Source organism: Mycobacterium alsense (assembly GCF_002086635.1).
Lineage (GTDB): Bacteria > Actinomycetota > Actinomycetes > Mycobacteriales > Mycobacteriaceae > Mycobacterium > Mycobacterium alsense.
The window spans coordinates 1-11,393 of the sequence record NZ_MVHD01000084.1 but is presented as its reverse complement, the minus strand read 5'-3'; the positions used below and the strand labels follow the sequence as shown (position 1 = coordinate 11,393).

General features: G+C 70.8%; 13 protein-coding genes. 4 read left to right on the top strand and 9 right to left on the bottom strand.

All coding sequences use genetic code 11. The features are described from left to right. Both BST11_RS25775 and BST11_RS25770 read right to left on the bottom strand, forming a co-directional pair. Window positions 1-759: PE family protein (locus BST11_RS25775; protein WP_142276578.1), on the bottom strand; the 759-nt coding region annotated here is incomplete at its 3' end. 168 nt (window positions 760-927) lie between these two features. Beyond that, window positions 928-2,409, bottom strand: coding sequence for a bifunctional phosphatase PAP2/diacylglycerol kinase family protein (locus BST11_RS25770; protein ID WP_083141036.1), 1,482 nt, complete (start codon window positions 2,407-2,409; stop codon window positions 928-930). Between the two features lie 24 nt (window positions 2,410-2,433). Between BST11_RS25770 and BST11_RS25765 the strand changes: the two genes are divergently transcribed. Beyond that, window positions 2,434-3,159, top strand: a complete 726-nt coding sequence (locus BST11_RS25765; RefSeq protein WP_083141035.1) for a hypothetical protein — start codon at window positions 2,434-2,436, stop codon at window positions 3,157-3,159. Here BST11_RS25765 and BST11_RS25760 read toward each other — a convergent pair. Genes BST11_RS25760 through BST11_RS25745 form a run of 4 tightly spaced genes read right to left on the bottom strand, consistent with a single transcriptional unit; the run spans window position 3,150 to window position 5,686 of the window. After that, complete coding sequence (locus tag BST11_RS25760; protein ID WP_067317429.1) at window positions 3,150-3,830, bottom strand: GAP family protein; 681 nt, start codon at window positions 3,828-3,830, stop codon at window positions 3,150-3,152. The genes BST11_RS25765 and BST11_RS25760 overlap by 10 nt on opposite strands. A 28-nt stretch (window positions 3,831-3,858) precedes the next feature. After that, window positions 3,859-4,509: a GAP family protein gene (locus BST11_RS25755; RefSeq protein ID WP_083141034.1), complete on the bottom strand. Its 651-nt coding sequence runs from the start codon at window positions 4,507-4,509 to the stop codon at window positions 3,859-3,861. 30 nt (window positions 4,510-4,539) lie between these two features. Next, window positions 4,540-4,857 carry a hypothetical protein gene (locus tag BST11_RS25750; protein ID WP_083141033.1) on the bottom strand — a complete coding sequence of 106 codons (318 nt, stop codon included), beginning with the start codon at window positions 4,855-4,857 and terminating at the stop codon, window positions 4,540-4,542. 7 nt (window positions 4,858-4,864) lie between these two features. After that, window positions 4,865-5,686 carry a DUF3159 domain-containing protein gene (locus BST11_RS25745; protein WP_083141032.1) on the bottom strand — a complete coding sequence of 274 codons (822 nt, stop codon included), beginning with the start codon at window positions 5,684-5,686 and terminating at the stop codon, window positions 4,865-4,867. A 31-nt stretch (window positions 5,687-5,717) separates the two neighbouring features. Between BST11_RS25745 and BST11_RS25740 the strand changes: the two genes are divergently transcribed. After that, a complete protein-coding gene (locus BST11_RS25740; protein WP_083141031.1) occupies window positions 5,718-7,265 on the top strand; it encodes a glycosyltransferase family 39 protein in 1,548 nt (515 codons plus the stop codon). Here BST11_RS25740 and BST11_RS25735 read toward each other — a convergent pair whose 3' ends face one another. Continuing rightward, a complete protein-coding gene (locus BST11_RS25735; protein ID WP_067317440.1) occupies window positions 7,266-8,114 on the bottom strand; it encodes a glycoside hydrolase family 16 protein in 849 nt (282 codons plus the stop codon). Window positions 8,115-8,441: 327 nt separating this feature from the next. Here BST11_RS25735 and BST11_RS25730 point away from each other — a divergent pair, with 327 nt between their 5' ends. Continuing rightward, a complete protein-coding gene (locus BST11_RS25730) occupies window positions 8,442-9,017 on the top strand; it encodes a hypothetical protein (RefSeq protein ID WP_083141030.1) in 576 nt (191 codons plus the stop codon). On the opposite strand, the gene BST11_RS25725 is transcribed toward BST11_RS25730, so the two are convergent. Further along, window positions 9,014-10,039: an NADP-dependent oxidoreductase gene (locus tag BST11_RS25725; RefSeq protein WP_083141029.1), complete on the bottom strand. Its 1,026-nt coding sequence runs from the start codon at window positions 10,037-10,039 to the stop codon at window positions 9,014-9,016. The two genes, BST11_RS25730 and BST11_RS25725, sit on opposite strands and share 4 nt — an antisense overlap. A 46-nt stretch (window positions 10,040-10,085) precedes the next feature. On the opposite strand from BST11_RS25725, the gene BST11_RS25720 reads away from it, so the two are divergent. Then, window positions 10,086-10,817: a DUF3060 domain-containing protein gene (locus BST11_RS25720; protein WP_083141028.1), complete on the top strand. Its 732-nt coding sequence runs from the start codon at window positions 10,086-10,088 to the stop codon at window positions 10,815-10,817. A 43-nt stretch (window positions 10,818-10,860) separates the two neighbouring features. Here BST11_RS25720 and BST11_RS25715 read toward each other — a convergent pair whose 3' ends face one another. Continuing rightward, window positions 10,861-11,268, bottom strand: coding sequence for a hypothetical protein (locus BST11_RS25715; RefSeq protein WP_083141027.1), 408 nt, complete (start codon window positions 11,266-11,268; stop codon window positions 10,861-10,863). Between the last annotated feature and the right edge of the window lie 125 nt (window positions 11,269-11,393).

The window sequence follows — 11,393 nt, the reverse complement described above, 5'->3', positions numbered from 1 at the left end:
GAGCATGCCGAGCCCGTCGCCACCGCTCCCGCCCCAGCCGGCAACGATGTTGCTCGCGCCTCCCGCCCCACCGGGACCGCCGTTGCCGAAGAGGATCCCGCCGCTCCCGCCCCAGCCGCCGTCGCCGGCCACGCCATTGGGGCAGGCCCCGCCGGTCCCTCCGGCGCCGCCGTTGCCGAACAGGCCCACGGCGTTGCCGCCGTTGCCGCCGAAGCCGGCGAAGCCGTTGGCAATGGCCCCACCGGCTCCGCCGCGACCGCCGTTGCCGAACAGGAACCCGCCGCTCCCGCCGTTGCCCCCGTTCTGGCCGGCCGCGCCGGCACCGCCGGCACCGCCGTTGCCCCACAACAATCCACCGTTCTGCCCGTTCGCGCCGGTTCCGTCGACGCCGTCGACGCCGTCGCCGATCAGCGGTCGCCCCAGCAGCACGTCGAAGGGCGCATTGATCTGGTCGAGGAGGTTTTGCAGGGGATTGGCATTGGCGGCCTCGGCCGCGGCATAGGAGCCCGCACCCGCGGTCAGCAGCCCGACGAACCGCTGGTGAAACGCCGCCGCCTCGGCGCTGATCGCCTGATAGGCCCGCGCGTGCGCGCCGAACAACTGCGCGACGGCGACCGACACCTCGTCGGCGCCCGCGGCCAGCACCGTCGACGTCGGTACCCCCGCCGCCGCGTTGGCCTCGCCGATCGCCGAGGCCACATTCGCCAGATCCGAGGCGGCAGCCGTCACGTACTCCGGGACCGCGATGACAAACGACATACCGACCTCCGCGCGCTACGGACCGCCCAACGGCCACGAGTGGCGCAACCGTATCGATTTGCCGCGTCTACCGATCCCAAGTCTTTTCAGGTCCGCGAGACTGCAACTGGCGACACGTTTCTCGAGAAGCGGTGTCGCCAGTTACAGCCTCGCGGGCGGCGGGACCGCTCAGCCCAACGGCCGAAACACCGCCAGCGCCCGGTATTTCACGACGAAGCGCGCCCGCTCGTATTCCTCGCCGACCTCCCCGTCGTGGGCGACGACGGTCGGGCCGTCGACGGCGGAGAAGCTGAACTCGGGCACCTGCAGCTCGTGGTAGAGCGGGCTGCGCTGCAGGCGTCCGAGCGCCAGCGCGGCCAGGATCCGCGTGCGCGCCCACGGGCGTCCGGCCTCCAGGATGCGCACGTCGATCAGGCCGTCGTCCATGCGGGCGCGCCGCGACGGGGCGAACCCGCTGGGCAGGTATACCGAGTTGCCGAGGAAGAACAGCGACGTCTGCAGGGACTTGTTGTCGTACCGGATGGACACGGGCCGCTCGTTGCGCAGGGTGCGCAGCATCGCGTAGAAGCCGGCCACCGGCTTGCCGACGCGCTTCTCGAGCTTCTCCCGGCGCCGGACGAACGCCGGGTAGGCGCCGATGCTGGCGGTGTTGAGCACCATGCGGGATTCGTTGAGGCACATCAGGTCCACGTGCGCGACGCTGCCGCGGCGGATCGCGTCGACCGTCTTGGCCACGGTGTCGCAGCCGATGTCCTTGGCGAAATGGTTGAACGTGCCCGCGGGAAACACCGCCAACGGCAGCCCGGCGTCGGCGGCGACCGACGCGCCCGCGGCCACCGTCCCGTCGCCGCCGCCGACGGCCAGCACCTCGGCGCGCCCGGCGGCGGCGCGCAACGCCGCCTCTGGGTCGTCGTCGGCACCCAGCTCGACGATCTCCGCCTTCGGCAGCGCGGCGCGCACCTCGTCGACGACGCGCGCGCCCGTGCCGCTGCCCGACGACGGGTTGATCACCAGCACCACGCCAGACCCGTCGGGCCGCGCGGGAGTGTCGACCACGAGCGGCTCGGTCTTGGGCAGCGCGGTCTCGGTGATCGGGGGGACCACCCGGCCGCCCAGCACCGCGAGGCCCGCGCCGATGCCGAAGCCGGCGAGCACGTCGCCGGGATAGTGGGCGCCGGTCGCCACCCGCGACAGCCCGACCATGCCGGCCAGCAACGCCAAAACGAAGCCAAGCGGCGGGTTCTCCAGCCCCACGCCGACGGCGAACGCGGCGGCGCTGGCCGAATGTCCCGACGGCAGCGAGTTGGACACCGGGCGGCGGCGGACCTGCCTGATCAGCGGCACCGAGTCGTAGACGGGCCGCGGGCGCCGCCGGAGCCGCTTGGCGAGTTGGTTGGTGATCAGGCTGGTGGCCCCGAGCGTCACGACGCCGCGGGCGGCGCCCCGCTGCGCGGAGCGCCTGCGCGACGCGAACAACCCCGCGGCGATGGCCAGCCACAGCTTGGAATGGTCGGCGGCCCGGGTCAGCGGCGGCATGACCGTGTCGAGCAGCGGGGTGGGCGTCTCGGCGATCGTCTCGAACAGCTCGCGATCCAGGGTCCCGAGCCCGCGGGTGATCTGTTTGATGCCGCGCGGGCGCCGCCTGTTCATTGCCTACACCCTAAATTGGCGGGCATGCGCTACTCCACGGCGTGGCGGGAAAACGCCCGACGGCGCGGCGTGCCCGCCGGCGTGGTCGAGGAGATCGCCCGATGGAACGCGATCACGCCGGAGAGCTTCGCGGTCCTCGACAAGACCGAGGAGATCAGCGACCCGCACGGCAAGTCCTACTTCCTGCTGCCGCCGGACGCCGGCAGGCTCGACGCGCGCCGGGCCACGCTGCTGACCTACGTCCTCAACGCGGGCACCGACTACGCCTCAGCGGGCGGGCGGGCCGCCAAGCGCCCAGACTTTCCCGCGACGCCCTACCGCGCCGCCGAGGTCGCGCGGATCATGCACCGGCAGAACGCAAATCGCTGGAGCTACGCCCGCGACGTCGCGTTCGTGCACCGCAACGGCGGGCGCCTGGTGACCACCCCCCACGGCATCCTGATGGGGGCGGGCGGCAATTGGCTGCAGCGGCAGTTCAGCCGGCGGGGCGGCACCACCTGGGGTGACATCTTCATGCTCACCGGGGGTGAGCGCGCCGACCCGGCGGCGCGGCTGCGGCAGCTCGTGCGCTGCGCGCCCGACCTGGATCGGGTGCTGCACCACGAGGAGCGGCACAGCCGGCAATGGGCGGCCAAGGGCTACGCGGGCATGCTCGCGGGCTACGGCTGGGAGCTGGTCCGCGAGCTGGCCTTCGGCGCGACCAACCGGCTCGAGGAGGACGCCGGACTGTCCGACGGCGGCTACAGGTGATGCAGGCCGCGAATCCCGTTGTAGAGCACCATCAAACCGATCACGACCAGCAGCACCGCCATCAGCGCGGCGTTGTTGCGGTCCATCCAGTCTTTGAGCCGCGCGAGCGCGTCGTCGAGGCGGTCACCGGCGGCCGCGTAGGCCAGCACCGGGATCGCGACCGTCGACGCGGCGAGGGCGACGAAGAACGCCGCCGCCAGCCAGTCGCCGGCCGCGCCGAGCCCGGCCGCGCCCACCGCCAGCCCCGCCGGCACGCAGATCAGCAGCACGTCGGGCCGGATCACCACCAGCGCCACCGCCGTCACCGCCGCGCGCGGCGGGGTGATGGTGGCGAAAGAGCGCATCCACCGCGGTGACTCGGTGTGGGCGTGCCGGGTCAGCCAGCGGTAGATGCCGAGCGCGATGAGCGCCGCCCCGAGCACCACGCGCAGCCAGGACGACCACCGCGGCGGCGACCTGTCCAGCCCGCCGAGCAGGCCGGAGGCCCCGACGGCCAGCGCCGTCACCGCGGCCAGGCCCAGCACCCAGCCCGCCAGGAACGCCAGGCCGCTCGGCCTGGGCCGCGGCGCCTGCAGCACCAGCACCGCCGGGATGACCGTGATCGGTGACAGCGAGATGACCAACCCGAGCGGAACCAGCCCGGTCAGCGCGGAGCCCCAGCTTCCTGCCATGGGCAGCAATCTTTGCACGCCGGGCGCGCTACATAGCGCGAATGCCGTTGTAGAGCACCAACAAACCGATCAGGACGAGGATGACCCCGAGCATGGCGGCGTGGTTCTCTTCCATCCACGCCTTGAGCCGTTCCAGCGCCTCGTCGAGGCGGCCGCCGGCGCCGACGTAGGCGAGTATCGGCGCGGCGACCGTCGAGGAGGACACGGCGACGAAGACGGCCCCCGACAACCAGCCGGCCGTGGTGCCGAGCCCGCCGGTGCCGATGGCCAGCCCGGCGACGGCGGTCAGGATCAGCACCTCGAGGCGCACCACCGTGAGCACCACGCCAGTCACCCCGGCGCGCAGCGGGGTCAGTCTGGAGAACGACCGCATCCAGGCCGGGGTCCTGCCCTGACGATGCCGGGACCGCCAGCGGAACGCGCCGAACGCGACCAGCGCCAGGCCCATCACCACGCGCAGCCACGACGCCCAGGTCGGCGGCGTCTGGTGCAGGCCGCCCAGCAGGTCGGAGGCGCCGGCGAACGCCGCGGTGAGCGCGGCCATGCCCGCCAGCCAGCCGCCGAGGAAGGCGACGCTGACCGGCCGCGGCCGCGGCGCGTGCAGGACGAGCACCGCCGGGATCACCGTGATCGGGGAAAGCGCGATGACCAGGCCGAGCGGGACGAGCTTGGTCAGCACGGAAGCCAAGTTGCCTGCCACGGGCAGCAATCATCGCATTGCCCCGCCTTTGCGGCGCAGCGTCCAGGCCGGCACCCAGTGCGTCACGGTTTTTCGCTTGGAGCCGTACGCGATCGGATAGGTCACCAGCCCCCACCAGTCGCCCTGCTCGCAAAGGCCCCAGCAGCTCAGCCGCCCCTCGACGACCTTGTGCAGCTGCAGCCCGTTGGGCTGATAGCGCCCCGACCGGTGCGGTTCGCGCGGGAACAGGACGGTCAGGTCGACCAGCACCGCGATCGGCGGGCGCACCACCCGAAACGGGCCGCGCACCGGCTGACCGTTGTACCCGATCGACGCGAGCTCGCCCATTTATCGATCATACGTTCGAATCCGCTGCCGGCGTGAGCTTGCTGAGCAACGCGCTCCCGACGATGCCGGCGACGATCATGGTGATTCCGACCGCGTCGGTCACCGCGCCGGTCGACCACCCGAAGATGCCCGCGATGAGGACGAAATTCGGCAGCCAATCGACCAGCTTGACCATCGAGGGCGCCGGTTCGCCGGGGGCCTCGCCCGCGGCCAGCGCCGCCCTGGCACCGGCGTGGCCCGGATAGAACTCGGTGAACGCGACCGCGAAGAAGATCGCCGCGAGCTGCAGCACCCAGCCGGTCCAGAAATCCGCGACGTTCTTCAGCACCGCGATGCCGACGAAGCCGACGGTCGCGGTGAACACGAACGCCGCGGCCCAGACCCCGGAGATGACGTAGTTGATCCGCAGGAACAACGGGCTGTCCCAGAACTCCTGGGGCGCCTCCTCTTTCGCGTAGGGAAGCGTAAACGGTTTGCGCACAACCAGTGTCGCGATCACGAACAACGCCAACGACACATTGGTGACCTCGCCCGCCCACAGTTCGAGCCAGCCGATCACGCCCGGTGGGGCCAGCAGGCCGACCACGGCCAGCGCGGCGAAAAAGCCGGCGCCGAACACGTCGAGGGCGTGTATCGAGACGCCGCGAACCGACGCCAGCAGCATCGTCAGCAAGGACGCGCCCAAGGCGATGCAGACGGCCCGCTCGTAGTGGCCGGGGGCGGAGAACACCGACAGCAGGACCCATGGCGCCAGGCCGGAGAACGGCGACTTCAAGAACCCGTCGACGAAGTTTCCCGGGGACCTTCCGGCTTTGCTGGGGTTAGGCACGACAAGACTCTAAGGGGGTACTGCGGCGAAAATGGGGAGGCGAGCCTGGCACCATGGCGGTGTGTTCAGCGAGCGACGACCCCACCGCGCCGCGCTGGACCCGCTGATCGTCGGAATCCTGGCCGCCGCAATAAGTCTGGGGGGCGCCGCGCGCCCGTCCTTCTGGTACGACGAGGCCGCCACCATTTCGGCGTCCTACAGCCGTTCGCTCGGTCAGCTATGGCACATGCTGGGCAGCGTCGACGCCGTCCACGGGCTGTACTACGCGCTCATGCACGCCTGGTTCCTCGTCGTCCCGCCCACGGAGTTCTGGTCGCGGGCGCCCAGCGGCCTGGCCGTAGGCGCCGCGGCGGCCGGGGCGGTGGTGCTGGGCGGGCAGTTCTCGTCGCGCACCGTCTCGGTGGCGGCGGGGGTCTTCTGCGGCATCCTGCCCCGCAGCACGTGGGCGGGCATCGAGGCCCGCCCGTATGCGCTGTCGATGATGGCGGCGGTGTGGCTGACCGTGCTGCTCGTCGCCGCCACGCGCCGCAACTCCGCGCGGTCGTGGCTGGCCTATGGCGTCGCTTTGGGTGTCTCGGTGGTGCTCGACGCGTACCTCGTGCTGCTGGTGTTGGCGCACCTGATTTTCGTCGCCGCGTGCTGCCGCACGCGAAACGTCATGGTGCGCTTCGCGATTGCGACGGTGGCGGCGGTGTGCGCCCTGGCGCCGTTTTTGGCCACGGTCGCCGGGCAGTCGCATCAGATCAGTTGGGTCCCGACGATCGGGCACCGGACGATCGAGGACGTGGTGGTTCAGCAGTATTTCGAGCGGAGCCCGCCGTTCGCGGTGTTGTCGGCGCTGGTGATCGCGGCGGCTATTGTCTTGTGGCTCAGCCGATCCGCCCGGCTCGCCGAGGCCGAATGTCAGCTGTTGACGATTGCGGTCGCATGGCTGGTGATACCGACCGCCCTGATCGTGGCCTGGTCGGCACTGGTGCATCCGATCTACACCCCGCGCTATCTGGCCTTCACCGCGCCGGCGATGGCGCTGATCCTGGCGGTCTGCACCGCCGCCGTGGCCCGCAAGCCGTGGGTCGCGGCGGCGCTGGTCGGCCTGTTCGCCGTCGCCGCCGCGCCGAATTACGTCCGGGCGCAACGCAACCCGTACGCCAAGTACGGGATGGACTACAGCCAGGTGGCGGATCTGATCACCGCGCAGGCGGCGCCCGGTGATTGCCTGCTGGTGAACGACACGGTCACGTTCATGCCCGCCCCGATGCGCCCGCTGATGGCGGCGCGCCCGGACGCGTATCGCAAGCTGGTCGACCTGACGCTGTGGCAGCGCGCCACGGACCGCAACGACGTCTTCGACACCAACCTCATCCCGGAGGTGGTCGCCAAGCCGTTAAGCCATTGCGGCGTCGTGTGGATCATCACCCAGGCCGACGAGTCGGTGCCGGCGCACGAGCGCGGAACGGCGCTGCCGCCCGGGCCGCGCTACGGGGCGACCCCCGCCTTCGCGGTGCCGCACGACCTCGGGTTCCGCCTCGTGGAGCGCTGGCAGTTCAACCTCGTCCAGGTGCTCAAGGCGGAGAAATAGTCACCAGATGCGGATGTAGTCGACCAGCATCGACGCCGGGAAGGTGCCCGCGGCGGGATCGCCGGCCCCCACCCCACCGACCGCGAGCGTGAACATGGGCGTCATCCAGTAGCCGGGGTTGTTGAACGGCCACCGGAAGTCGTCGGGGGCGCCGCCGTGAACGTGGATCGGCTTGTTGGGAACGCTGAAGTACTGCGCCCCGTCGCGCGAGAACTGGAATCCCTCCTCGCCCCAATGCATTCGCCACGTGTGCCAACCGCCGTCCACCAGGCCGGGGATCGACTTCCCTTCCCAGGTTTTTCCGTTGGACGCGGCGTGCACGGTGGTACCCGGCGGCCAGCTGCCGTTGCCGTACCACTCGAAGACGTCGACCTCGCCGTCGGGCAGCGGATCCTCGTTGACACCCCAGAAGGCCGACCACAGGCCCGGGAACAAGCAGTCGAGCTTGATCCGCGCCTCCCAGGTTTGGTTGATCATGCTGCGGAAGTTGCCACGCAGTTTGCCGCTGTAGTAGGTGCCCATTTCGTGGGTGGCGCACAGGACGAGGTTGGAATTGCCGTCGAGGAAGACGTTTCGGCGATCGTCGCGGTAGATCCCCTCGACCGGCGGGAACACGTCGTCCTGCCAGGTCTGCACGGTCCACTTGCCCGGGTCGGGACCCGAGCCGGCGGGGCCGTCGAACTCGTCGGAGAAGATGTAGGGCCCGCCGCCGCCCGCCGACGGCGCCTCAGGCGGGGCCGGGAGGGGCGGGGTGGCGTAGGCCTCCGGGATGGCCTCCGGGACGCCGGCCGCGGCTGCGGCCGCCAGCATGCCGAGCCCCGTGGTCAACAACATGCTGCGACGATCCATCTGCACTACCACCCATCTGTCAAAACCGTGACGTCCAACTTGTCAGAATCCCCGAACCCAACTCTCGCAAACGGTGTTATGAAACCACGCGCAGGGGGCGCCGCGCATCTCTAACGACGGCGCGTCCGGACGCATTTCGGCGCAATAACCGCTGCTAGCGGGTGAGAACGGTCGTTCCGCCGCCGTCGGGACCCCGGCCCCCGACGGGGGCGCTCGCGCTGGGCGCCGCCGACCGTCGCCCCCGCGGACAAGCATCAACTTCCTTGACATCTGCGCCGGCGGTGGTATCAAGGAGCTTGATACTCCGATGGGAAAGGAACGACAGCGATGTCTGGTGGATTCTTCGGTGGTCCCGGCTTTGGCGGTTGGGGCGAAAAAGGCTGGGGGCACGGCGAGTTCGGCGGTGGCCCCGGCTTCGGCGGCTTCGGCCCGGGCGGCCGTCACGGCCGGCACTTCCTCAAGCGGGCGGCGTTCGTGACCGCCGCGCTGCTGCTCGACGGGCCGGCCGACGCCGCGCAGGTCGTGCAGCGGGTGTCCGACGCGACGCAGGGCGCCTTCACCCCGCCGCAGGACGTGGCCGAGCTCGCCATCGGGCTGCTCGCCGGCCGGGGCGTCGTCACGGTCGACGACGGCGTGGCCACCCTGACCGAACTGGGCCGCAACCTGCTGGCCTGGCGGGGCGTCAGCAGCGAGACCGCGCACGCCTTCCTGGGGCGCGCCGCCAAGTTCGGCGACGTGTTCAAGATCCGCAGGGAGCTTTTCGAACTCGCCGGGCTGGCCCGCACCATCACCTGGACCGGCACCGACGAGCAGAAGCGGCAGCTCGCCGAGACCCGGACCAAGGTGCTCGAGGCCCTGACCGACGCGAAGAGGGCGCTACACCGCGCGCTCGGCGACGGCTAGCCCGCCGCCGGTTCGCTCAGCTTGACCAACATCTTGCCGATGTTGGCCCCGGTGAACAGGCCGTTGAGGGCATCCACGCACGACTCGATGCCCTCGAACACGGTCTGGCGCGCCCTGATCCTGCCCTCGTGCTCCCACCGGTGCAGCGCGGCGAACGCTTCGTCGAAGCGGCCCCACTCGTCGAGCGCGTTGAACCCCTGCATCAGGGCGGTCTTGGACAACAGGTTCACGTAGTTGGCCGGGCCGGGGTGCTCCCCGCTGAGGTAGCTGGAGATCACGCCGCAGAGCACCACCCTGGCCTTGGGCGCCAGCCGGCCCAGCACCGCGTCCAGGATCGGGCCTCCGACGTTGTCGAAGTAGACGTTGACCCGGCGCGGGCAATGCTCCTTGAGCGCGCCCGGCAGGTCGTCGTTCTTGTAGTCGATGCACGCGTCAAACCCGAAGTCCTCCACCACCGCCCGGCACTTTTCCGGGCCGCCCGCGATGCCGACCACCCGGGCGCCGGCGATCTTGGCGATCTGCCCGGCCACCGACCCGGTGGCGCCGGCGGCGGCCGACACCACCACCGTATCGCCGGCCTGCGGCCGCCCGATGTCCATCATCCCGATGTAGGCGGTCGCCCCCGTCGGGCCGTACACCGACATCACCGCCAGCTGGTCGACCGTGGCTTTGCCCGGAACGGGCGTGCTGAACACGTCGTCGCGCACGATCACGTACTCCTGGAAGCCCGACAGCGTGGTGACGACGTCGCCGACCTCGAAGGCGTCGCAGCGCGTCGCCACCACCTCGCCGATCCCGGCCGCCCGGATGACCTCCCCCAGCTGCACCGGCGGAAGGTAGCCCGGCTGGTCGTTCAGCCACGTGCGCACCGCGGCGTCGAGCCCGACGTAGGTGGTCCGGAGCAACGCCTCGCCGTCGGCGGGCTCGGGGGCCGGGGTGGTGACCAGCTCGGTGTCGTCGGGCCGGACCAGCCCGGTGGGGCGGCGGCGCAACAGGATCTGACGGTTCGGCAAGTCGGGCACGTGCTGAAACTACCCATACGACGCGTCGCGGTGGGAGCATCTGTCCATGAACTCGCAGGACGACCCCGAAGAACGCATCCGCGAACTCGAGCGCCCCCTGGCCGACACCGCACGCGCGTCGGAGTCCGGAGTGGCGCAACCGCCGGGGGCCGGCCCCTATTCGCACCCCTATTCGCCCGGCCCCTCCGGCGCGATGCCACCCTCGCCGCCGCAGAGCCCGTGGACCTATGGCGGGCCGCTCTCGGGGCCGCCGCCGCGGCCGTCCTCGGGCAACCCGGTCTGGTGGGTGGTGGGCACGTTCATCGTCATCGGGTTCCTGGCCCTGGCGGGGGGCATCGCGGCCTTTGCCGCGCACCAGCTTTCGGGTGTCAAGTCGATCATCAGCACCCCGCCGACCATCTCCGGGACGTTCGGCCCGCCGTCGAGCCGGTCGAGCACACCGAGCCGCAGCCCCGCCCCGTCGAGCACCCGGACGCGGACTCCGGCGCCAACCAGCTCACCCGCGCCGCCCGCGGGCGGCAGGCTCAGCGTCGCCGGCATCAACGAAAACCGGACGATCGCCTGCAACGACAACGTCGTCGACGTGAGCGGCGTTTCCAACACCGTGGTGATCACCGGCCACTGCACCAGCCTCACCGTGTCCGGGGTGCAGAACGCCGTCACCGTCGACGCCGTCGACAGCATCGACGCCTCCGGCTTCGACAACACGATCACCTTTCACTCGGGCAACCCCAAGATCAGCAACGCCGGCGGCGCGAACGTGGTGCAGCGCGGCTGACCCGCGCGCGACCAAACGCAAAACGTCACAAGGGAAAAGGCGGCTAGTCGGCGCCGGATTCTTCTTCCGAATCGTCTTCCGAATCGTCGTCGAGCACGCCGACCGCGATGCCGTACGGCAGGAACCGGACCTTGCGCTTGGGATCGACGTTGTTCTTGTTGGCGCGCAACGCGTCGAGCTCCGTGGCGTATACCTGCTCGACGTGCGCGCCACCGTTGGCGTCCACGGTGTAGATGGCCCACACCCCGTCACCGGCCTCGCCGGCGGTCTCCGGCGCCGACCGGGGCCGCCGCGACAGGTCCTCGAAGAACGCCGACCAACCGGTCCGTCCGGCGGGGCCGCCGACGAATCGGCCGACGCGCTCGAACACGTCGCGCAGCCCCTCGCTGCCCTCCCTGATCAGGCGGTCGAACTCGTCGGGATCGAATCCGAACGCACCATGCTCGCCCACGCAGGCCTCCTTGCCGTCACAGCGTCAGTGCCCAGTGTGCGCCCGGTCGCGGCGGGTCGCCACCTTCGGGCTAGGGGCCGGGCGCACACTGGGCACTGACGCTGTGACGGCAAGGAGGCCTGCGT